At 48.3% G+C, this 22,861-nt stretch carries 17 protein-coding genes; 11 read left to right on the forward strand and 6 right to left on the reverse strand.

Annotation, left to right across the window (positions count from 1 at the left end):
- Window positions 1-145: 145 nt before the first annotated feature.
- The 7 genes from cyoA (at window position 146) to QN395_RS13635 (ending at window position 7,302) form a co-directional block, all read left to right on the forward strand.
- Window positions 146-1,201: a ubiquinol oxidase subunit II gene (cyoA, locus tag QN395_RS13605; protein ID WP_322118352.1), complete on the forward strand. Its 1,056-nt coding sequence runs from the start codon at window positions 146-148 to the stop codon at window positions 1,199-1,201.
- The gene (gene cyoB / locus QN395_RS13610) at window positions 1,201-3,219 is read left to right on the forward strand and encodes a cytochrome o ubiquinol oxidase subunit I (RefSeq protein ID WP_322118351.1); all 2,019 of its coding nucleotides are present in this window, start codon (window positions 1,201-1,203) and stop codon (window positions 3,217-3,219) included. Before cyoA ends, cyoB begins: the two co-directional genes overlap by 1 nt.
- 73 nt (window positions 3,220-3,292) lie before the next feature.
- Complete coding sequence (gene cyoC, locus QN395_RS13615) at window positions 3,293-3,889, forward strand: cytochrome o ubiquinol oxidase subunit III (RefSeq protein WP_322121556.1); 597 nt, start codon at window positions 3,293-3,295, stop codon at window positions 3,887-3,889.
- Window positions 3,886-4,407 carry a cytochrome o ubiquinol oxidase subunit IV gene (gene cyoD / locus QN395_RS13620; RefSeq protein ID WP_322118350.1) on the forward strand — a complete coding sequence of 174 codons (522 nt, stop codon included), beginning with the start codon at window positions 3,886-3,888 and terminating at the stop codon, window positions 4,405-4,407. Before cyoC ends, cyoD begins: the two co-directional genes overlap by 4 nt.
- The gene (locus QN395_RS13625; RefSeq protein WP_322118349.1) at window positions 4,404-5,282 is read left to right on the forward strand and encodes an SURF1 family protein; all 879 of its coding nucleotides are present in this window, start codon (window positions 4,404-4,406) and stop codon (window positions 5,280-5,282) included. Before cyoD ends, QN395_RS13625 begins: the two co-directional genes overlap by 4 nt.
- A gap of 88 nt (window positions 5,283-5,370) precedes the next feature.
- Window positions 5,371-6,735 carry an ATP-binding protein gene (locus QN395_RS13630; RefSeq protein ID WP_322121555.1) on the forward strand — a complete coding sequence of 455 codons (1,365 nt, stop codon included), beginning with the start codon at window positions 5,371-5,373 and terminating at the stop codon, window positions 6,733-6,735.
- A 30-nt stretch (window positions 6,736-6,765) separates the two neighbouring features.
- Entirely contained in the window at window positions 6,766-7,302 is a 537-nt protein-coding gene (locus QN395_RS13635) for a response regulator transcription factor (RefSeq protein ID WP_322118348.1), read from the forward strand.
- Window positions 7,303-7,345: 43 nt separating this feature from the next.
- Here QN395_RS13635 and QN395_RS13640 read toward each other — a convergent pair whose 3' ends face one another.
- Together QN395_RS13640 and QN395_RS13645 are read right to left on the reverse strand one after the other, a co-directional pair.
- Window positions 7,346-7,672, reverse strand: a complete 327-nt coding sequence (locus QN395_RS13640) for a hypothetical protein (RefSeq protein WP_322118347.1) — start codon at window positions 7,670-7,672, stop codon at window positions 7,346-7,348.
- A gap of 30 nt (window positions 7,673-7,702) precedes the next feature.
- The gene (locus QN395_RS13645) at window positions 7,703-8,659 is read right to left on the reverse strand and encodes an NAD(P)H-binding protein (RefSeq protein WP_322118346.1); all 957 of its coding nucleotides are present in this window, start codon (window positions 8,657-8,659) and stop codon (window positions 7,703-7,705) included.
- A gap of 147 nt (window positions 8,660-8,806) precedes the next feature.
- Here QN395_RS13645 and QN395_RS13650 point away from each other — a divergent pair, with 147 nt between their 5' ends.
- The 4 genes from QN395_RS13650 (at window position 8,807) to QN395_RS13665 (ending at window position 16,250) form a co-directional block, all read left to right on the forward strand.
- Window positions 8,807-9,652, forward strand: a complete 846-nt coding sequence (locus QN395_RS13650; protein ID WP_322118345.1) for a LysR family transcriptional regulator — start codon at window positions 8,807-8,809, stop codon at window positions 9,650-9,652.
- A gap of 586 nt (window positions 9,653-10,238) precedes the next feature.
- Window positions 10,239-13,472, forward strand: coding sequence for an efflux RND transporter permease subunit (locus tag QN395_RS13655; RefSeq protein WP_323492390.1), 3,234 nt, complete (start codon window positions 10,239-10,241; stop codon window positions 13,470-13,472).
- A 1-nt stretch (window position 13,473) separates the two neighbouring features.
- A complete protein-coding gene (locus tag QN395_RS13660; RefSeq protein WP_322118343.1) occupies window positions 13,474-14,787 on the forward strand; it encodes an efflux RND transporter periplasmic adaptor subunit in 1,314 nt (437 codons plus the stop codon).
- A complete protein-coding gene (locus tag QN395_RS13665) occupies window positions 14,784-16,250 on the forward strand; it encodes an efflux transporter outer membrane subunit (RefSeq protein WP_323492391.1) in 1,467 nt (488 codons plus the stop codon). Before QN395_RS13660 ends, QN395_RS13665 begins: the two co-directional genes overlap by 4 nt.
- 217 nt (window positions 16,251-16,467) lie before the next feature.
- Here QN395_RS13665 and QN395_RS13670 read toward each other — a convergent pair whose 3' ends face one another.
- The 4 genes from QN395_RS13670 to QN395_RS13685 form a co-directional block, all read right to left on the reverse strand.
- Entirely contained in the window at window positions 16,468-17,622 is a 1,155-nt protein-coding gene (locus tag QN395_RS13670) for a carotenoid 1,2-hydratase (protein WP_322118341.1), read from the reverse strand.
- Window positions 17,622-20,237, reverse strand: coding sequence for an ABC transporter permease (locus QN395_RS13675; protein ID WP_322118340.1), 2,616 nt, complete (start codon window positions 20,235-20,237; stop codon window positions 17,622-17,624). Before QN395_RS13675 ends, QN395_RS13670 begins: the two co-directional genes overlap by 1 nt.
- Window positions 20,227-20,931 (reverse strand): ABC transporter ATP-binding protein, encoded by a 705-nt coding sequence (locus QN395_RS13680; RefSeq protein ID WP_322118339.1) that lies wholly within the window; start codon window positions 20,929-20,931, stop codon window positions 20,227-20,229. The genes QN395_RS13675 and QN395_RS13680 overlap by 11 nt, the downstream gene beginning before the upstream one ends.
- A 72-nt stretch (window positions 20,932-21,003) precedes the next feature.
- Complete coding sequence (locus tag QN395_RS13685; RefSeq protein WP_322118338.1) at window positions 21,004-22,617, reverse strand: amidase; 1,614 nt, start codon at window positions 22,615-22,617, stop codon at window positions 21,004-21,006.
- Window positions 22,618-22,861: the final 244 nt, after the last annotated feature.

The following is a 22,861-nucleotide window of genomic DNA, read 5'->3' on the forward strand; positions in this document are numbered from 1 at the left end:
GTTGTCTCTCGAATTTTAGTTAGGTCGCTGAACGTTACTCTTTTTTTCGTGCTTATTTGAAAACTAGGACAAAACGTCCAATCGCCAAGGCATATCGGTAAGAGTACATTAGCATAAATTTTCACACCTACTGACTTATCACATCATGATTCCATTATTTGCACGTCGCGGATTAGCTCTCCTCCCTGCAGTTTTGTTGGCAGGCTGCAACACGGTAGTAATGAATCCATCAGGTGATATTGCTGCTCAGCAAAGTCACCTGATCTGGGTTTCAACACTACTGATGTTACTGATCATCGTACCGGTGATCATTCTCACCATCGTATTTGCATGGCGCTACCGGAAAAGCAATACCGCAGCGACATATGAACCTGACTGGGATCATTCAACCCAGTTAGAACTCGTGATCTGGGGCGCACCGCTGCTAATTATTATCGCTCTGGGTCTGATCACCTGGATCAGCACGCACACCTTAGATCCTTACCGTAAGCTGTCGCGCCTGGATGAAAACCGCCCTATTCCTATGGGTACCAAGACGTTAAATGTCGAAGTAGTAGCGCTGGACTGGAAATGGTTATTCATCTACCCGGATCTTGGTATCGCTACGGTAAATGAGCTGGCGGCACCAGTGGATGTACCTGTTCACTTCAAGATCACAGCATCCAGTGTCATGAACTCTTTCTTCATTCCTGCGCTGGCTGGTCAGATTTATGCCATGCCTGGAATGGAAACCTCACTCAACGCGGTAATTAACAAGCCAGGCGAATTTGAGGGTTTCTCTGCAAATTATAGCGGTGCAGGTTTCTCGGATATGCGTTTCAAGTTTCATGGCATGAGCGCCAAAAACTTCGATCTGTGGGTACAAGCTACCAAAGCGAAAGCACAAACACTGGATCGGGCAAATTATCTGGAACTAGAAAAACCGAGTCAGCGTGACCCGGTGCGTCATTACGCGAGCGTTGATGCGGATTTGTATCATGCCATCCTGAATCGTTGCGTTGGTGCAGGCGAAGTCTGCATGGACAAAATGATGATGAGCGATGCCAGAGCTAACGCAAAAGCCTATGCTGCATCCAATGCCAAAGCAGATTTCACCAGTATTTTTACGCAACGCCTTAAGCAAGATAACGCAACACGATTGTCCTTCAATATCGACGCTGAAATTTGTACAGCATCCCCTCTTACCATCGGAAAACAATGATGCAAGACCATATCGATTTGACGAAGCTGATCTTCGGCCGTCTCACCTGGGATGCAATTCCCTTCCATGAACCTATCCTGCTGGCGACATTTATTGTTGTCGGTATCGGTGGTGTAGCAGTTCTGTCGGCACTGACTTATTTCCGTGTATGGGGCATGTTGTGGCGTGACTGGTTTACCAGTATCGACCACAAAAGAATCGGCATTATGTATGTAATTTTTGCACTGGTGATGCTGCTACGCGGCTTCGCTGATGCGATCATGATGCGACTGCAGCAGGCGTTGGCGTTTGGTGATTCTGCCGGTTTTTTGCCGCCACATCACTATGATCAAATTTTTACGGCACATGGCGTGATTATGATTTTTTTCGTCGCCATGCCTTTGGTCACTGGCTTGATGAACTATGTCGTACCACTGCAAATAGGTGCACGCGATGTGGCCTTTCCTTTCCTGAATAATTTTAGTTTCTGGATGACTGCATTCGGCGGTGGCCTGGTAATGGCGTCATTGTTTGTGGGTGAATTTGCCCGCACTGGCTGGCTGGCGTATCCACCGCTCTCTGGCATTATGTCCAGCCCGGATGTGGGGGTGGACTATTACATCTGGTCGCTACAGATCGCAGGTGTCGGGACTTTGCTCTCGGGGATTAATCTGATTGCGACAATCGTTAAAATGCGTGCCCCTGGCATGACCATGATGAAAATGCCTGTGTTCACCTGGACTGCTCTGTGCACCAACGTGTTGATCGTTGCAGCCTTCCCTGTTCTAACAGCGGTATTAGGTATGTTGTCGCTGGATCGTATGGTCGGCACTAACTTTTTCACCAACGATATGGGCGGCAACGCCATGATGTATGTGAACCTGATCTGGATTTGGGGTCATCCCGAAGTTTATATTTTGGTCTTGCCTGCTTTCGGTATTTTCTCTGAAATTGTATCGACCTTCTGCAGCAAACGTCTGTTCGGCTACACATCAATGGTCTACGCGACAGTCGTAATCACGATCTTGTCCTACCTAGTGTGGCTACATCACTTTTTCACCATGGGATCTGGCGCGAGTGTCAATTCGTTCTTCGGTATCACCACCATGATTATTTCTATCCCGACTGGTGCGAAGATATTTAACTGGTTGTTCACAATGTACCGTGGTCGTATTCGTTTTGAATTACCTATGTTATGGACTTTGGGCTTTATGATCACATTCGTCATCGGCGGTATGACAGGCGTGTTGTTGGCGGTACCGCCTGCCGATTTTGTTCTGCACAATAGTCTGTTCCTGATCGCTCACTTCCATAACGTGATTATTGGTGGCGTATTGTTTGGTATGTTTGCTGGAATCAACTACTGGTTCCCAAAAGCTTTCGGCTACAAATTGGATGATTTCTGGGGTAAATGCTGCTTCTGGTTCTGGACTATCGGTTTCTACTTCGCTTTCATGCCGTTGTATGTACTCGGCCTGATGGGTGTGACACGACGCATGAGCCATTTTGAAGATCCGTCTTTACAAATCTGGTTCCAGATCGCTGCATTCGGTGCTTTCCTGATTGCTTTGGGTATCGCCTCTTTCATCATTCAGTTATACGTCAGCTTCAAGCGCCGTGACTCCCTGCGTGACTTTACTGGTGATCCTTGGGGTGGCCGTACACTGGAATGGTCGACATCTTCACCACCACCAGCATATAACTTTGCGTTCACACCAAAAGTCTATGACAACGATGCGTGGGCGGATATGAAAAGCAACCAATACGCTCGCCCTCAAGATGGTTTTGTGGCAATCCATATGCCAAAGAATACTGGTGCCGGTTTTATCATCGCCTTACTGAGTGCCGTATGTGGTTTTGCCCTGATCTGGCAAATGTGGTTGCTGGCAGGCTTGGGCTTTACTGCAATGATGGTGGCAATTATTGTTCACACCTTCAATTACAAACGTGACTACTACATCCCTGTTGCTGATGTTGTCCGTACTGAAGGCGAACGTACCCACTTGTTAGGTACCGGCCAAGGTGCAAGCTATGTCTAATACTGTAACTTTTCCAAACGAGGGCACGAACTTGAATACCAGTTTGAACACCAGTGCAACGCCACACGCTGGCATGCATGCCAGCAGCGATTTTTATGTCAAAGAGCACCATCCGGAAAATGGCACTTTGCTCGGCTTCTGGCTCTACCTGATGAGCGACTGCCTGATCTTCGCCTGCCTGTTTGCAACCTATGCGGTACTTGGTCGTAACTATGCAGGTGGCCCTACAGGTGCAGAATTGTTTGACCTGCCCCTGGTTGCGATCAACACATCGTTGCTATTGTTATCGTCCATCACTTACGGCTTTGCCATGTTGGAAATGCAGCGTAAGCGCGTCCCAGCCACCTTGATCTGGCTCGCCATTACCGGCCTACTTGGTGCCTGCTTTATTGGCTTTGAGTTATATGAGTTTGTGCATCTGATACACGAAGGTGCAGGTCCTCAGCGCAGTGGATTTCTGACCTCATTCTTTGCCTTAGTTGGCACACATGGCCTGCACGTGAGCTTCGGCATTATCTGGCTGATTACATTGATGTTCCAAGTTGGTCGTCATGGTATTACGCCAGAGAACAGCAGAAGACTGATGTGCTTGTCAATGTTCTGGCACTTTCTTGATGTGGTCTGGATTGGTGTATTTACCTTTGTTTATTTGATGGGAGTTTTACCATGAGCGCAAACCAAGAACACATGGCTCACGGTCACGGCGGCCATCATGATGCTCACCACGAGCATGGTCATATGCATGCGGATCATGGCAGTCTGAAAAGCTATGCCACAGGATTTATCCTGGCAGTGATTTTGACGGCAATCCCATTTTGGTTAGTCATGGGCAAAGTCTTTGATAAATCAAGTACGACTGGATTTATCTTGTTGGGATTTGCGGCTGTACAGATCGTGGTGCATATGGTGTATTTCCTGCACATGAATACTAAGTCTGAAGGCGGCTGGTCAATGCTGGCGTTGCTGTTCACCGGCATGCTGGTCTTCATTATGATGAGTGGTTCGCTCTGGGTCATGTATCACTTAAATCACAATATGATGCCTGGCATGATGCATGAAACAGAAACCAAACCGGAATCGATTAGCGTGATGCCAATGCCGGCGACACAATCAACACAAGCAGCAACGCCAGCATCATTACCGTTACCTGCGCCGGATAACATGAAGACTATGCCGTCTATGCAATGAGTAAGCCAGAACAAGGAATGGCAGGCGATGGCGTCGGCCTGACGCTAACCACAGAATCACCAAATCGTGCCAGCCGCCATTCCATGTTATTCAGATTAGCATTCACTGCCTGCATGGGTATTATCTTTGCAGGCTTTATTTCACTTGCAACCTGGCAAGTCAAACGTCTTCAGTGGAAGCTTGATTTAATTGAACGTGTTGAACAACGCGTTCATGCTGCTGCAACACCCGCCCCTACTTCTGCTCAATGGCCCCGCATCAATGCAAGTGCGGATGAATATCGCCATGTCCAAGTTACCGGTAATTTTTTGGCTAAAAAAAACACTCTGGTACAAGCGTCCACAGAATTGGGAGGCGGCTTCTGGGTACTGACGCCATTCAAGACAATAGATCAAAGTATCGTCCTGATTAATCGCGGCTTTATCCCGGAAAAGATGGCTGAATCGTATCGGACATTATCCCAAAAAGATCACTCCAATTTAACTAGCCCTAGCACGATCAATGTCAGCGGGTTAATGCGTATGACCGAACCGGGTGGAGGTTTTTTAAGAAAAAATGACCCTGCTGGTAATCGCTGGTATTCACGTGATGTGCAGGCAATTGCAGCTGCAAATGATCTGACACAGGTAGCTCCTTTTTTTATCGATGCCGACGCTGGTACTAATGCCCCCAATACGTCATCACAAGATAAACTGAATACCCAGCGCAATGAGGACTCAAGAAATTACCCAGTCGCAGGCTTGACCGTGATCAACTTCCATAACAACCATTTAGTTTATGCTGTGGTCTGGTTCTTACTCGCAATCATGACGGGAGCTGCCTGGTTTTATGTCATCAGAGATAGAAAATATCAGCCTCGTCAGCATAGACTCTAGTCCGCCAGGAGCTTCAGCACTTAATTTTAAATATGATTTAAGATCTGCAAACATTCCAGAATAATCAGAATAAGCGGACATAGTGAGCATGGTAAAAAAGATCGTCCCTCAAAAAACTGAACAAGAGACCGCAGCTAAGTCGGTAACGAAGTCAGCGACTAAAACACTGGCAGAACAATCCGCCATCGCCATCGAGTACAAAAACTCCGCTGGGCACAAGAATATGCTGCAGCTTATTCAGCTGCGCTGGATTGCCGTATTTGGGCAGCTGTCAACCATTTTGATCGTGATGCTTGGCTTTGGCATCCATTTGCCCTTAGTCAAAATGCTGGTTGTGCTTGTATGCTTAATCGCTTTCAATATTGCCAGTCATTTGCGCTGGCATGAGCGCGTGTATGTGACCAATGGTGAACTGGTTTTTGCATTACTCATCGATGTGTTTAGTCTGACGGCGCAGCTCTATTTTGGTGGCGGCACCTCTAATCCCTTTGCCTTCCTTTATCTGTTACAAGTCATTTTAAGTGCCGTGTTGCTAGAAGCCTGGTCAACCTGGATCATCGTCATCTTCACCAGTGCCTGTCTGGCCGGACTATCACTATTTTCTGAGCCTTTGACTTTACCGCCGGCTGAAAACGGCGGGCTATCGCACTTGTATGTCGGTGGCTTGATTATTTGTTTTATGCTGAATGCCGCCCTGCTAGTTTTTTTCATTACCCGGATTGGTCACAATCTGCGCGCACGTGATGCCCAGCTCGCCGATCTGCGCCAACGGGCGGTCGAGGAAGATCACATTGTACGCATGGGTCTGCTCGCCTCTGGTGCCGCGCATGAATTAGGTACGCCACTGGCGACACTCTCCGTCATATTGGGAGACTGGCGACGGATGCCAGAATTCAGCAATAACGCCGAACTGCTGGAAGAAATCAGCGAGATGGAAACGCAGCTACAACGCTGTAAAAGTATCGTCAGCGGCATCTTGCTGTCGGCCGGAGAAGCACGTGGCGAATCCGCAGTCAAAACCACGATCAATACTTTTCTAAACGATCTCACTAGAGAATTTATCTCGACCAGACCAATAGTCTCGTTTGGTTTTGATAATCAGATTGAAGAAGATATTCCTATCGTCTTTGACACCGCTCTCAAGCAAATGGTCTGTAATGTACTCGACAATGCCTTAGAAGCGTCCCCAGACTGGCTGCGCATGGAAGTCCGGCGTGAAAACGATGCACTCATATTTACGGTCGCAGATAGTGGGCATGGTTTCGACCCCACCATCTTGTCACGCATCGGTGAACCTTATCAATCGACCAAAGGTCGTCCGGGTAGCGGACTAGGGCTATTTTTTGTCATCAATGTGGCACGCAAACTCGGTGGTTATGTCACGGCATCTAATCGCGACGAGGGCGGAGCCGTCGTACAATTAACATTGCCACTTGCAGCGATCATGCTTTAACCGAGATTTAACCTCAGGAATTTATTCACTATGTCAGAGAGTCGTCTGTTACTCATTATCGAAGACGATACTGCTTTTGCCCGCACACTAAGCCGCTCGTTTGAGCGACGTGGTTACACTGTTTTGCACGCGACTAGTATGGAGGATGCTGAGAAATTACTATCAGATCATTCTCCCGCCTATGCCGTCGTTGATCTGAAGTTAAACGGCCACTCATCCGGTCTTGCATGCGTGCAGCTTCTGCATCAGCACAATCCCCAAATGTTGATTGTAGTACTGACCGGCTTTGCCAGTATTGCGACTGCGGTAGAAGCAGTCAAACTTGGGGCATGCCAGTACCTGTCTAAACCCTCCAACACGGATGATATTGAAGCTGCCTTCGGGCATATCGCCGGCACAGCGGAGGTAGAAATTACCAACCGCTCCACCTCCATCAAAAATTTGGAGTGGGAAAGGATTCACGAAGTTCTGGCCGAAACCGACTTTAATATTTCAGAAACAGCTCGAAGACTAGGCATGCACAGACGCACGCTAGCACGCAAGCTGGAGAAACAAAGGATTAAATAACCGGATCTGATGCAAACTCAGAGCATGACGATTATTTTTTCTCTTAAGCCCCGACAAACATCAGCAGACTCATTCTCGATTTTAGTCTGAAGAAATACTTCGACATCAGTATCAGAGCCATATTTACACAAATAGAACCGAGTCCTCCAGCTGAATACAATACTTCAACAATACCCATTTTTTGCAGCCAGACCGTCGGGATCAATAGAAAACGCTCCATCGATTTATTTTGTTCATGAAATACCCTAACTAATTTTCCATTCATCTGTTTGAGGGAGTCGCAGAATTGTGACTGATCGCATTTTTCTCGTTGCCCAAATATGCGATGGCGATACATTTCCTCTTTTTGGTTTAAACATAGAATGCTCATTTTTTACTCCTTAACGTGTCAAGTCACTCATTAAATGCAACGCAATCCTTTTAAGCTTGCATTGATTGCTATGTCCAAAGGCGTATTTGGCTCTTGACCAAGCACCTCAATTAATTTCGCGTTACTCATTTTTAATGGCGACGTCCACAAATAGCGAAGCTCCAGCATCTCTCTCACCGTAGGACTAAAAAATGCGATTAAAGGCATCAGATACCAAGGAAAACTTTTGATCTTAATCGCCGGGTTTCCAACGACTCTGCGGATGGAATCAGCAATTTCGGTACCATCTTGATCCCATTGACCATTCATATGAAATACATCAAAGGTTTTTAACTTTTCGCTGCTCTCAATAAGTCTGACCATGGTTTCCGCGACATCGGGCAAATAAGCCCATTGATGCCCTATTCCCATTTTGCTTGGATACTGAATAGACTCAATTTTTCGCCCGGGAACAACCAATGCTTGTGAGAACCAGCTGCTTAGTGTTCGCGGTCCGAAAAAATCTCCGGCTCTAACGATTAATGATTTCACTCCCTGAAGTGAGGCCATACGCAGACGATTTTCTAACTCGACCCGAATTTTTCCTTTTTTGGTGACAGGTAATTGGGCAGAGTTTTCATCTACATCAGAGTTTATGTCTGGCGCATAGTTATATACCGTCCCAGGCAATAAAATGCGTGCCCCGATTTGCTTAGCCGCGGCAATGGTGTTGTCAATCATCGGCAACACCAATTTATCCCAATCGCGGTAGCCAGGTGGATTCACCGCATGCACAATTAAGCTCGCTCCAGTTGCGGCATTGAGGACGTCAAACGAATTCATTGCATCTCCCGCTACCCAGAAAATTCCGTCCTGTCCCTGAGAGACACTGTGAATATTTCTGACCAGTCCTGTAACCTCCCATCCTCGCTTGACGAGGAGTCTGGCAACTTCGCCGCCGATTCCGCCGGTTGCACCGAGTACCAGAGCTTTTTTTATTGAAGTCATTTGATTTCCTTTTGTTAAATGTAAGTGACGTTTGAATTTTGGCCCTCAAGCGGGATAAATACAATTGACGAAATACGTGCACCTGATATACATTTTTGTATGGATAAAAATCATATCAATTAGGATCATTACAAAGCAGCTCTTGCGGTGTTAGAGGAGGGATCGCTCTCTAGTGCGGCACGGGCATTGGGCTTGACCCAGCCGACGATAGGAAGACAGATTGAAGCGCTGGAGAAAGCGCTCGGTGTCACTTTATTTACCCGCTCTCAAAACGGATTGACGCCGACAGTCAGCGCGCTTGCACTACGTCCTTATGCAGAAAATCTAAAAACAACTACCGCAGCCCTGGAGCGAGCCATTTCTGCAGAGGCGAAAGAAGTTCGGGGCGCGGTGCGTATCACGTCATCGATTGTTATCGGTATTGAAGTCTTGCCGCCCATACTTGCAGAATTACGACAGCTTCATCCTGGTTTAGAAATAGAACTCGTGCTATCTGACCTGAATCAGGACTTACTAAATCGGGATGCAGACATCGCTATACGAATGGCAAAGCCGACTCAGGAAGTATTGGTAAGCAGGCGTATTGGTGTTGTCAAATTAGGCTTGTACGCCCATCAAAATTATCTGAACAAACACAACATACCGATCGAAATTAGCGATTTGTCTAATCACAGTTTGATCGGTTTTGATAGCGTGATGCCTTATATGCGGACATTCCAAGAGGCATATCCTTTTCTCCGGCGAGAGCATTTCAGCTTGCGGGTCGATAGCGGCGTCGCTCAATTAGCGGCAATACGCGCTGGATTTGGCATAGGAATTTGCCAGGACTTACTGGCAAAACGTGATGAAAATCTGGTTCACATTTTGCCTGCCGATTTCTGCATAGAATTTCCGACTTGGATTGTGATGCATGAGGATCTGAAACTCAATGCACGCTACAAAACATGCTTTGATTTTTTGGTCACGAAGTTACTTGAGATTATTCCAAACTGATACCTACTTTGGTTGTTGCCACTGGCGGAGTCAGAAACGATACAAATAGCTAATTTGTGCGTTGCAAAACATTTCGTTACAAAAACGCAAGGCACACCGTAGCAGTAAAAATTATCTATGCTCACGACGATTTTTAACTTAAAGCTTACTAAGCTAAACAATCTATCAAATAAATATACTCCCACTATGTATATATAAATTGTCCATATATTATTTGGACAATAAGGCTATTTTCATTAAATTAATGGGGAGTATATTTATTCTGCGCGACTTAAGTCTTATAAAATTCACAAAAATAATGCTTCATCAAGCGCCTTAGCTTTGTCTGTACTTGCGCGCATTTGCTACAGAAATTACGCATTTTAGGTAACAACTTTACAGGTCAGATTTAGACGCTGGTAAGCGAATTCATTTACACTTTTCATCGTTCGACGCAGTAACCACGCCTGAGTAATTTAAACGCTGTTTTTGCACCACCATCGCTGTAAACTCCGCTGCAAATTTTTAGCCATCACCTCGGTGATGATGATTGCCATTATTGTTAAGCCTGATCAAACCGAGTATTTCCTAGGGAAGTCGATTTAAGATGTGGATCGTTCAAATTGCATTGCGAAGGCCTTACACGTTTATCGTGATGGCGCTATTGATTTTATTATCGACGCCACTGGTGCTAACCAAGATGGCGACCGATATTTTTCCAGAAATTAATATCCCCGTCGTCAGTATTATCTGGAACTACAACGGCCTGTCTGCGCAAGAAATGGGGCAGCGCATCGCCGCTGTCAATGAGCGCAGTTTGACAACCACGGTCAACGATATTGAACATATCGAGTCCCAATCGCTGGCTGGCATTTCCATCATCAAGATTTTTTTCCAGCCCAATGCCAATATCCAGACGGCGATTGCACAAGTAGTCTCTATCGAACAAGCGCAATTACGCCAGCTACCGGCAGGCATTACACCGCCGCTGGTGATTAAATATTCGGCATCCAGCATCCCTGTCATTCAGCTTGGGTTATCGAGTGCGACGATGAATGAGCAATCGCTGTTTGATACTGCCGTCAATTTTTTACGTCCACAATTAATCACTATTCCGGGCGCCGCGGTGCCCTTCCCTTTTGGTGGCAAATCCCGGCTTGTTTCAGTAGATTTAGACACGCAAGCACTGCTGGCAAAGGGACTGACACCAACAGATGTAGTGAATGCCGTGAATGCGCAAAATCTGGCGCTGCCTTCCGGTACCGCTAAAATCGGCGCGACCGAATTCAACGTCAACATGAACGGATCACCGGACACGATTGCGGGACTGAACAATATTCCAGTACTGAACAAAAACGGCACCATGACTTATCTGTCAGAAGTCGCACGCGTACGCGATGGCTTCTCGCCCCAAACCAATATTGTCCGGCAGAATGGCGAGCGTGGTGTGCTGTTATCAGTACTCAAGAACGGTGGCTCATCAACACTCGACATCGTCAATAATCTACGCAATATCTTGCCTACCGCCTTACAAACCCTACCTAAAGAATTAAAGATCACCCAACTATTTGACCAATCTGTCTTTGTCAAAGCCGCTATTACCGGCGTCATCCACGAGGCGCTGATCGCTGCGGTATTGACCGCTGCCATGATTTTGCTATTTTTGGGTAACTGGCGCAGTACCTGCATCATTGCCGTATCCATTCCTTTGTCCATTCTGGCGTCGATACTGGCGCTATATACGCTGGGAGAAACCATCAATATCATGACTCTCGGAGGCTTGGCGCTGGCAGTCGGCATTCTGGTAGACGATGCGACCGTCACGATAGAAAATATCGAGCGACACTTACACCAAGGTTCTGATTTGCACAAAGCGATACTGGACGGTGCCGGTGAAATCGCCATCCCTGCGCTGGTTTCTACGCTGTGTATTTGTATCGTGTTCTTGCCGATGTTTTTCCTAACCGGTGTTGCACGCTATTTATTTGTGCCTTTGGCAGAAGCTGTGGTTTTTGCGATGCTGGCATCCTATGTGTTATCCCGCACTCTGGTGCCGACCATGGTCATGCTGATGATGGATCATTCACATACTGATCCGGCGGCCAAGCCAAGTTTGCTGCAACGGGTCTATCGCAAATTTGATGCCGCATTTGAAAAATTTCGCGGTGGCTACATCATTATTTTATCTACGCTACTCACGCATAGAAAAATGTTTGGCGGCATGTTCCTCGGCTTTTGTATTTTGTCTTTAGGTTTGGTATTTGGCTTGGGAAGAGATTTCTTTCCTAGTGTCGATTCTGGTCAGATACGTCTTCACATGCGCGCACCGACAGGTACTCGTATTGAGGAGACTGCCCGTATCGCCGATGAGGTGGAAAAAGTCATCCGCGAGATGATTCCAAAAGAAGAAATCGGTACCGTGCTCGATAATCTCGGCTTACCGTATAGCGGCATCAACCTGTCCTACAGCAATGCAGGCACGATAGGCACGCTGGATGGCGAAATTCTGATCTCACTGAACGAAGATCATCGTCCTACCGCGACCTATGTTGAGCGGCTGCGTCGTGAACTGCCAAAGCGTTTCCCCGGGGTAGAATTTTTCTTCCAACCGGCCGATATCGTGACGCAGATTCTGAACTTCGGCTTACCGGCAGCCATGGATATCCAGATCGCTGGCAATAATCTTCCGTCCAATTACCGTTATGCCAGTGATCTGATGAAGCAGATTAAACAGATACCTGGTGCAGTGGATGTACATATCCAGCAAAGGATGGATCAGCCTACCTTAGCCTTAAATATAGATCGTAGCCAGATCAAACAGCTAGGTTTAAATCCGGTTGATGTCGCACAGAATTTGCTGGTGTCTTTGTCAGGCAGCTTCCAGACTGCACCTGCCTTCTGGCTCAATCCGGTAAATGGCATTGTGTATAGCATCGCCGTGCAAACGCCACAACATCAGATCAGTGATTTAAATTCCCTATTGCGTACGCCTGTGCGCTCCAGTTCGGTTGCGAATACAGCGGGCGATGGTATCGTCCCCTCGCAAATTCTGAGTAATCTGGTCAGCGTAAAACCAGCGCAACAAATGGCGGTGGTCTCGCATTACAACATCACACCTGTGATTGATTTGTATGTCAGCGTAGAAGGCCGTGATCTGGGCGGTGTATCTAATCAAGTGGAAAAACTGGTGAACGACTTACGACCAACATTGCCACGCGGTACGCGGATTGATATCCGTGGTCAGATACAAACGATGAAGTCGTCTTTCATCGGTTTGGGAGTTGGTTTGCTGATGGCGATTGTTTTGGTGTATTTACTCATCGTGGTCAATTTCCAATCGTGGGTAGATGCCTTTATCATCATTACGGCATTGCCTGCTGCCTTGGCTGGTATCGTCTGGATGTTATTTTTAACGGGAACTACACTGAACGTTCCCGCCCTGACTGGCGCGATTATGACCATGGGGGTCGCCACCGCCAATAGTATTTTGATGGTCTCGTTTGCTCGGCAGCGCCTTAACGATGGATTGCCGCCGCTGTCAGCCGCATTGGAAGCCGGAGCTACCCGCATCAGACCTGTATTAATGACTGCGCTGGCAATGATCATCGGTATGATCCCGATGGCAATCGGCCTTGGTGAAGGAGCAGAACAAAATGCCCCGCTCGGTCGCGCAGTGATCGGCGGCTTGCTGTTCGCTACGGTATCTACGTTATTTTTTGTTCCGATCGTCTTTGCCAGCATCCATCGCTACCTTGAGCATCGCAAGCAAGCTACTGCTGCCACAAATAATACTTCCCCCGTACCTCCATCATCGCCTGTTGTAGAAGAAGGAAAGTCCTGATATGTCTGATCAACGCCACGCCGTCCTTGGCATACATAGCGCGCAAAGCCATGAGGCAAATGCTGAGCAACATTCCAATCCTCATGCACATCCACATCACCACCGGGGCCCTATCTTGAAACGAGCTAAATTGATCGGCGCCTCAACGCTAGCGCTGCTGGTACTGGGTGCAATCATCACCATGGGATTGCGCGTTGTTCAATCGAACGCACTAGCAGAATCAACCGCAGAGCACGCCAAAATCTATGTCACTACGGTGAACGCCAAAGCGTCTGGAAATACCGATGCCTTAACCTTACCTGGCACGCTACAAGGCATGATCGAATCGCCTATTTATGCGCGTAGCAGCGGCTATGTATTGCGCTGGAATAAAGACATCGGCAGTAAAGTGAATAAAGGAGACGTACTGGCAGAGATCGACACACCAGAAATCGACCAGCAATTAGCGCAAGCCATCGCCGCCCGCCAGCAAGCTGCATCCAGTTTAGAACTTGCCAAATCGTCCGCTGAACGTTGGGAAGCTTTGCGTAAAAAGGACGCCGTCACCCAACAAGAATTAAACGAGCGTTCCAGTGCCTTTACGCAGGCTCAGGCAAACTTTGCCTCCGCCGAAGCCAATGTGCGCCGCTTGCAAAAATTAGAAGAATTTAAAAAAATTACTGCGCCATTTTCTGGAGTGGTAACGCGACGTAACGTCGAAATCGGCGACTTAATTGATGCTGGCAATGGCGGCGCAGGACGTGCCCTGTTTACGCTGGCGCAAGTTGATACCTTGCGTGTGTATGTCTATGTGCCACAAGCCTATGCGCAACGCATCAAGACTGGCGACACGGTCAAAGTGACTCAGAGTGAGATGTCGGGTCAGACGTTCCAGGGTACGGTCGCACGCACAGCCGGTGCGATCGATGCGGCAACCCGTACAATGCAGATGGAAATCAATTTAAACAATAAAGATGGCAAGTTATTAGCCGGGTCCTACGTACAGGTTGCATTACCCGTCAGCGGGACGTCCAATGCCTTAATTGTTCCTTCTAATGTGATTTTGTTCCGTCCGGAAGGCACTCAAATTGCCGTCGTAGATGCGCAAAGTCATGTCAAGCTGCGGACTGTCAGCATCGGACATGATCTGGGTAATGCTCTGGAAATTTTAGATGGCATCAGCTTATCTGACAAACTCATACTCAATCCAGCAGACTCGCTGGCGGATAACGACGCGGTAACCGTGATGCCGGCAAAGGTAGCGGAAAAAGCGGCTGAAAAAATGTCCGAAAAGTCAGCTAATAGTGATGCCTCACCGAAGAAGGCAGGCTCATGAAGTCAGCTCGCATTTCTTCCACAGGGGCACCAACCATCCTAGCGTTGTTGGCACCGCTAGCATTGTTAGCTGGCTGTTCCAGCGCACCGGACTACAAAAAACCACAAGTCGCGATGCCAGCCGTATGGCAATCCACCGCACCATTTGTACAAGGCACTCCAGCCGATCACATACCAAAGGGACAGTGGTGGGTGATATTTCAGGACCCACAACTAAACCAGCTAGAACAACAAGCGATGGCGCAAAACCAGACGCTGCAAGTCGCAGCGGCACGTCTGGAACAAGCACGTGCCCAGGTCAGTGTCAGCGCTGCTGGCTTATTTCCGCAAGTCGGATTACAAGCAGGCGCCGCGCGCCAAAAAACCTCGGCCGACCGCCCGCTCGCATCCTACAACACGGCAAACCAATCGACAGTACAAAATAATTTTCAGCTCGGATTCGCGGTGAATTATGAAGCAGACTTATTTGGTCGTGTCCGCAACACCGTGGCCAGCGCACGGGCAAGCTCAGAGCAAGCGGCTGCCGATTTTGAAAATACACGATTAGTACTGACCTCAGAACTCGCTGCTGATTACTTTAATCTGCGTGCACTAGATGCCGAGATTGATGTGCTCAGCCAAGGTGTGAAGCTACAGGAAAAAGCACTGAATTTCATCGATGCAAGGCATGAATTAGGCGTTGCCTCCGGCCTCGATCTGGCACAACAACAGGCCTTGCTTGACGCGAGTAAAACGCAACTCAGTTTATTGCAGAACCGCCGCGCACAATATGAACATGCCTTAGCCACCATGACAGGCACGCCAGCACCCAATTTTAAGCTGGCGCCGTCGATGGCTAAAATGCTACCGCCCACATTGCCGGTCGGCTTACCCTCTGATGTGTTGCAGCGACGTCCTGACATCGCCGCAAACGAACGCGCGATTGCCGCAGCCAATGCCAATATCGGCGTCGCCCGATCTGCTTATTTCCCTACTCTACTGTTGCAAACCAACGGCGGCTGGGATGCCAATCAGATCAGCAATTTATTTAGCGCGCCCAGCTTGTTATGGTCTTTGGGGACAGCGTTGACACAAACTCTGTTTGATGCGGGAAAAACGAATGCCACGGTCAAAATCAGCGAGGCGTCCTACACCGCCTCGGTCGCCAGTTATCGCCAAAGCGTACTGGTTGCGATGCAAGAGGTTGAAGATGGCATGACCGGATTAAGCATCCTAAACGACGCCGGCAAACAAGCAAACGCCAGCGTACGGAGTTCACAACGCGTACTAGATCTCGCCAATGATCGCTACGCAGGCGGCTTGGACACCTATTTAAACGTCATCACAGCGCAGCAAACTCTGCTCAACAATCAACGTCAGGCAGTACAAATCAACGGTCAGCAAATGCTGACATCGGTGTATCTGATTAAGGCTTTAGGTGGTGGATGGGATGGTGCTCGGGATGCCGAATTGAACAGACCTTGAGTTTGCTTAGAGCAGATGTTAAGCGGATGTTGAACGTAAGCGGAGCTGATCTAAATTAACTCGCAGTGACGGTATTTTTCAGTAAAAATAAGGAAATAAATGCATTGAAATCAATATACTCCCCCTTATTTTTAATAAATACACCCTATCGCCTAATCATTATATGGACAATTAAATATACTAATTGGGAGTATATTTAATTCGCATTGGCTATGCCTCATTGCAATTTCATCGGTTTAACATAGCCAGTCATCTCCAAATACCCTTGACCGACTCGCTTGCCATCTTTCTGGATCGTGACAGCTCCTTCCCAATATACCGCCCCAGTTGACCGACGCGAATCCAATTCCTGATCGTCTTGTAGAGGCGTGATTTGCCATTGCATATTTGCAGTAGAGATCATGGTAGCAACCGGATAAGTCGCATTAGTGCGAGGTGAGCGCCATGTGCGCACAGGTTGGAAGCGAATTTGCTCTGGCAAAAATTGTGTAGCTTGGCCGGATTTATCGCGCAGCGTTGCATGCGACCAGACAGTATCACCGCGTTGATTACGGATTTGAAACGCCATCAGCACGTCACCATTATCCAGATTGGCACCAAGCCAGTCCCAGCCTGTGGCTTGCGCATCCAGCACGCTGGTAGACCATTCGTGATCTAGCCAAGCTTTACCCTGCACCTCCATGTTAGGTGATCCCGACTTGGCGGCACTTTCAGACACAGCAGAAGAGCTATTTGACCGCATCAGCTTACCCGACACTTTCAGTTGAGGTTCACTATAGTAATAGCTTGCTTGCTCTGGTTTTGGTCCCTTACGGGAGTAACCAGCCTCGCCTTGTAGCAAGAGTGGCTGTGTTGGTGTGAGCTGTAACTGCAGTGAGAAGTCACGCGTACGCACTTGCGCCTGATAACTACCATCAGCGTTTCGCAGCAAATGCCAATCACTCAATTTCACATCCGTATTCCCTACCTTGGCATACGCAAGACCAAAACCGGAGCGAGCGCTTTTTTGATCATGTAACAGATGTCCGATCTTAGGATCAGAGAGCGCGGCATGCGCAATCACTAGCTGCGATGGTGCAAACGCGCTGGGGTTGTTACGGTCATGATCGGTTGCCGAGCGGAAGAAGGTAATCTGAAAGCCGAGCGCTTGATGATCCGGTGTGTCTAGCCAGCCTGTGACGTACCACCATTCAGTACGAAACGTGGGATGGGCGCCAAAGTCGGTGGGAAATTGTAGCAATGTGCCCGGTTGCACTACACTAAAATCAGGCGGGGCTGCATGACTAACGGCACCGAACGCTGCCAATAACAAGCCGAAAATAATGGAAAAATACGAAGCAGCGCTATGATTCCTTTTCTTTCGATTCCACATTACCAATCCTCCTTCACCGCCCGCACCGAATCACCGGCCACAGCGCGCGCACCTGACAATACCGCCGTCGCGGCAGACGATAACAATAATAAAACGGCGACCGATGCCAGCATCAACCACGGAATATGCATTTGCATACTCCAATGAAATGACTGAGGATTAACAATAAAAATCAGCACCAGACTAATAATCCAACCGAGTAGGAAGCCGACCATAATCCCCAATCCTGTCAGCAAACTTCCCTCTGCACCCAGTATTTGTAATATCTGTGTGCGCGTCACCCCAACATGGCGCAACATCCCAAACTCTTTGGTACGCGCCAGTGTTTGCGCTGAAAATGTCGCCGCGACACCGAACAAACCGATCATCATCGCAACGATTTCCAATAGATAAGTGACTGCGAAACTACGATCAAAAATTTTAAGACTGATTGCGCGGATTTCTCCAGGATCAGCGAACTCAACCGTATTCCCAAATGGTAGCGACCTCACCTGTTTAATAACGGACACCGTACTGATATCAGGATTAAAAAATAGCGCGGCATCTGTCACAGTAAGGTCCGCCGTCAACCGCTGATAATCTGATAGGCGAATTTGTATCGAGCCAGATTGCCTCGCATAGTCACGCCACACCCCTGCTACTGTAAATGGATGCACGCCTGTACCGACAGGCAAATTGACGCGTTGCCCGACACGATATCCGTACAAATCCAGCATCGCCTCAGACACCCAGACCGGCATGGTCTCTGCTGCGATCTTGGTAGCATCTATCACATCCTCAGTCAGCGGCAAGGTGCGCTCGGGATCTGCTGCATCAGTCGTGCGGGCGATCATGATGACGGGTGGCCGTGTTATATCTAGCGTTAATGGAATTGTGCGCAAAAACTCTGCGCGCTTTATACCTGCCAGAGTGCTAATCATTTTTTGTTGTGCTGGGTTCATTGCCGCAGTTTCACCGTTGGACGCTGTGCGCACATATAAATTGGCAGACAATATTTGCGCCAGCCAATCATCTACCGACACCCTAAAGCTCGATACCATAATCGCCATCGCCACCATCAGACTAAAACTCGATAACACACCTCCCAGTGCAATCGAGGCTTGATTTGGTGTGTTGGCTAGGCGAGCAAGAACCAGCAACAGGACCTGATTTTTTCTGAGCAAAGCAGCGCGGCTTTGTAGAAAATTCAGGAGAGACGTGAATACTACTGCGGAACAGCGAGGCATTAATCCAATACCGCCGATGAGCAATAAAGCGACCGCCAGATAACCGAATACCGGCAATTCGAATACGGGCGGCAATTGCGTCAGCACACCACCCAAAGCCAGACATATCATCGCCGGCCAAGGAGACGAGAAGCGCGTCATCGCAACATCCTCACTACCGGACTTTAATGCAGGTCCCGGCTGCGCACGTGCCGCTTCTAAGGCGGGTGCCAAACTTCCTAGCAACGCAATACCCGTACCGAGTAAAAAGAAAACGGCAGCAGACGTCAAATCAAACTGCACACTGGGGCGGATGCCGGGAAAATAACCGCCACCCAAATCGCCACCAAAAAAACGTAGTGCCAGTGCGGCCATAGCATATCCGGCGGCAAGTCCAATCAGGGATCCGAGTGCGCCAAGTACGCCGCCCTCTAACAAAATTTGTCGCAGCAACAACGACCGCGTCATTCCAATCACACGCAACAATGCAAACTGAGAACGTCGACGCAGTACCGACAAAGCCTGTGTTGAAAAAATCAAAAATGCGCCGGTGAATAAGGCGACCAAAGCAAGCACGTTCAAATTAACGCGATATGCACGTGACATATTGGCACTGCGCGCCTCCTGATCTGCACTCTCTGTGATCAATAAGTGCTTATTAAATTTATTCGTGCGGTTGTTCGTAACTTCGTTCGTAAATTCGTTCGTCGATTCACTCGCAAATTCTTTAGATAAGCTGCGACGAAAAGCATCACGGGAGATGCCGCTGTCCAGCTTTAAATCAATCCGCGAGAGCTTACCGAGTCGCCCAAAACGCCACTGCGCAGTAGCGATATCCATCACAGCAATCCGTTGTCCGGGACGTGCCCTGACAATGCCACCAGCTACCCGTAGTGAGACGGTCTCAGTACCACTTTGTAAGCGCAACTGATCTCCAGGCTTGACCGCAAGCCATTCTTGCGCGGCTGGCGATAAAAAGATGGCGTCATCAGACAAGGTATCAAACGGATGGTCAATCTGCGGTACTCCGATTAAATCCGGAGCCAATTCCATCGCCTGAAATACATCTATACCCAGCACCTTCAGAGCACTGCGCTGCCCTGGTACCGTTGCATCGATTTCCAAAACAGGATTCGCCAGCGATACCCCTTGATGCTCGGCAAGCAAAGGATAAACCGACTCATCAAACAGACTTTGGCTACCGCGTACTTGTAAATCAGATTGCCCTGTCAAGCTTTTGGCGGCGGCAGAAAACTCATTTAATGCAGCACCATTGATCAGGTCAATTGCGAAGCCCAAAGCAACGCCCAAGGCAATCGCGGCGATCGCAGCCATGGCGCGTACTGGATGCGCACGCCATTCGCCAAACACCAGCCATTTCATTAGTTGCGTGTGTAAACTACTCAGCATGGAGAGATGCAGCAATGTGCTCTGTTCTCGGAGCCAGGGGATGCAGCCCGTCACTGGTCAGTATTAAAATCCGGTCTGCCGTCGATGCCGCTGCCATGGAATGGGTCACCATGATGGCGGACGCACCATTGGCTTTAATTTCATCGCGCAATAATTTTAAGATCCCCTGCGCCGTGGCCGGGTCCAGATTGCCGGTCGGTTCATCAGCCATGACCAATGTAGGTCGATGCACCAGTGCGCGGGCAATGGCGACACGCTGTAGCTCTCCTCCGGACAATTGACGAGGAAAATCACTGCCTCGTCCATCCAGACCAACTGCTTTTAGCATCTGTGTCGCACGCGCAGGCGACTCGCCATTTAGCAAGAGTGGCAGGCTGATGTTTTGCATCAAACTTAAGTGGGGTAAGACATGAAAAGCCTGAAAAATAAATCCTAGCTTCTGACGGCGTAAGCGGGTCGCTTCGTCATCCGTCAGTTGCGACATGATCGCTCCATCGATCAAAACACTGCCAGAATCCGGCGTATCCAGTCCTGCAATCATGTTGAGTAAGGTGGATTTGCCGACGCCAGATTCGCCCATGATTGCAATGTACTCCCCCGCATTCAGCGTGAAATCTAAACCGGATAACACCACGCGCCCATCGGCATAACTTTTCTTCAGGGCGCGGCACTCTAGTGCGGGGACTTCACTCATTTATCGACCATTCTTTCATGCGATTTCATTTGATTATTAGCTCCAGCTTGCCAATCACTATTTGCGATAACTCTATGTGGTATGTTTTAAATATGCTGGGGCACGGCGATGCTTGGTCGCTTGCTCAAACGCGTAGGCTAGTTTAATCAGAGTTGGTTCTGCATAGGCGCCCGCGACAAACGACACCCCAATCGGCAAACCATTAAAAAATCCAGCAGGCACCGTAATGTGCGGATACCCTGCAACCGCTGCCGGTGATGAGAAGCTGTCGCCAGAATGATCGCCGTTAATATAATCGGTCAACCATGCCGGGCCACCTGTCAGGGCAAAAAGTGCGTCTAATTTATTCTCGCTCATGACTTTATCGATACCTTCTTGGCGTGAATATCGATGATTATTTTCTAAGGCATCGAGATACTCTTTGCTGTCCAAACCGCCTTTGGCTTCTGCACGGATCAACAGTTCCTGATCAAAATAAGGCATCTCCTTATCACGATATTGCTCATTAAATGCGATCACATCTTTTAAGGTTTTGACCGGAGCACCAACGCCAAATTCTGCCAAATATTTATTCAGATCGGTTTTCAGTTCGTACAGTAAAACCTCTAATTCTGAATCACCATATTTACTCATATTAGGTACTTCAACATCGATCAGAATGGCACCTTTGGCTTTCATGACATCCAAAGCTGCATCAACAATTGGCTGTAGGCGCATATTGCCACCCATCGCATTACGCGCGACGCCGATACGTGCACCTTTTAAACCATCTGCATTCAGATATTTTGCGTAGTCAACTGCCTTGCCGGCACTAGCTGCCGTCGCAGCATCATGCGTATCGACGCCGGTCATGGCAGTTAACATTACCGCGGCATCGCTGACAGAGCGTGTCATTGGTCCGGCGGTATCTTGCGAATGGGCGATAGGGACAATGCCATCACGACTGATTAGCCCCAAAGTTGGTTTGATACCGACCAGTCCACAAATCGATGCTGGTGAAGTGATCGATCCGTCTGTCTCTGTACCTACTGCAATAGCGACAAGGCTGGCGGCAACTGCCGCACCAGAGCCAGAGCTGGAGCCACTGGTATTACGATCTAATACATACGGGTTTTTGGTTAAACCACCGCGTGCGCTCCAGCCAGAAGTAGAACGGGTAGACCGCATATTGGCCCATTCACTCAGATTAGTTTTACCTAAAATTACTGCACCAGCCTCACGCAATCTGGCGACTAAAAAAGCATCGCGTGGCGCCTTGGCGCCGACTAGCGCCAGCGATCCTGCAGTGGTCTGCATTTTATCGGCAGTAGCAATATTATCTTTGAGCAGCACAGGAATACCATGCAAAGGGCCACGTGGTCCTTTGGCTTTGAGCTCACGATCCAGGGCATCGGCGATAGCTAGTGCATCCGGATTAAGCTCAATAATTGCGTTTAAATTCGGACCCGCTTTATCGACAGCTTTGATCCGCGCTAAGTATTCCGTGACTAGTTTTTTTGATGTCAGCGATCCCGCAGTCATTGCCGCTTGCAGATCAGCGATACTGGCTTCAACGATGTTATGAGCTTTTTCAGCCGCTGCTGAGGACGCAGCAAGTGTGCCGGAAGCACTAACGACATCAGCGACACTAGCAGCACCAGTGGCGCTAGCGATTACACTCAACTTCATAAAATTCCGACGATGCATAGACTACTCCAGTTAGAGATAGAACGAACCCATCAAAAACCTTCTTAACTTAGATCAGGCAAGATAAGTCGCAGACAAAAAATATACTTCACAACTATATTGTTAAACGAAGACGTATCGTCTTTTTATTTCAGTTCAATTTGACCGGATTCCAACAGAGTGTCTTGCGCATCGTCGAACTGAAAATGACATCTACAAGTTTTATTTTTAGCGAAGTATTAAGCGAGTTATTAAAGAGGATGAA

It is taken from the genome of Undibacterium sp. RTI2.2 (genome assembly GCF_035018705.1).
Lineage (GTDB): Bacteria > Pseudomonadota > Gammaproteobacteria > Burkholderiales > Burkholderiaceae_D > Undibacterium.

What these genes read in the sequence shown, in the direction of transcription:
- QN395_RS13685 (WP_322118338.1), bottom strand. Translation starts at nt 22,617, where the DNA reads ATGCATCGTCGGAATTTTATGAAGTTGAGTGTAATCGCTAGCGCCACT.
- QN395_RS13625 (WP_322118349.1), top strand. Translation starts at nt 4,404, where the DNA reads ATGAGTAAGCCAGAACAAGGAATGGCAGGCGATGGCGTCGGCCTGACG.
- QN395_RS13645 (WP_322118346.1), bottom strand. Translation starts at nt 8,659, where the DNA reads ATGACTTCAATAAAAAAAGCTCTGGTACTCGGTGCAACCGGCGGAATC.
- QN395_RS13670 (WP_322118341.1), bottom strand. Translation starts at nt 17,622, where the DNA reads ATGTGGAATCGAAAGAAAAGGAATCATAGCGCTGCTTCGTATTTTTCC.
- QN395_RS13675 (WP_322118340.1), bottom strand. Translation starts at nt 20,237, where the DNA reads ATGCTGAGTAGTTTACACACGCAACTAATGAAATGGCTGGTGTTTGGC.
- QN395_RS13640 (WP_322118347.1), bottom strand. Translation starts at nt 7,672, where the DNA reads ATGAGCATTCTATGTTTAAACCAAAAAGAGGAAATGTATCGCCATCGC.
- QN395_RS13680 (WP_322118339.1), bottom strand. Translation starts at nt 20,931, where the DNA reads ATGAGTGAAGTCCCCGCACTAGAGTGCCGCGCCCTGAAGAAAAGTTAT.
- cyoB (WP_322118351.1), top strand. Translation starts at nt 1,201, where the DNA reads ATGCAAGACCATATCGATTTGACGAAGCTGATCTTCGGCCGTCTCACC.
- cyoC (WP_322121556.1), top strand. Translation starts at nt 3,293, where the DNA reads ATGCATGCCAGCAGCGATTTTTATGTCAAAGAGCACCATCCGGAAAAT.
- cyoA (WP_322118352.1), top strand. Translation starts at nt 146, where the DNA reads ATGATTCCATTATTTGCACGTCGCGGATTAGCTCTCCTCCCTGCAGTT.
- cyoD (WP_322118350.1), top strand. Translation starts at nt 3,886, where the DNA reads ATGAGCGCAAACCAAGAACACATGGCTCACGGTCACGGCGGCCATCAT.
- QN395_RS13665 (WP_323492391.1), top strand. Translation starts at nt 14,784, where the DNA reads ATGAAGTCAGCTCGCATTTCTTCCACAGGGGCACCAACCATCCTAGCG.
- QN395_RS13660 (WP_322118343.1), top strand. Translation starts at nt 13,474, where the DNA reads ATGTCTGATCAACGCCACGCCGTCCTTGGCATACATAGCGCGCAAAGC.
- QN395_RS13655 (WP_323492390.1), top strand. Translation starts at nt 10,239, where the DNA reads ATGTGGATCGTTCAAATTGCATTGCGAAGGCCTTACACGTTTATCGTG.
- QN395_RS13630 (WP_322121555.1), top strand. Translation starts at nt 5,371, where the DNA reads ATGGTAAAAAAGATCGTCCCTCAAAAAACTGAACAAGAGACCGCAGCT.
- QN395_RS13635 (WP_322118348.1), top strand. Translation starts at nt 6,766, where the DNA reads ATGTCAGAGAGTCGTCTGTTACTCATTATCGAAGACGATACTGCTTTT.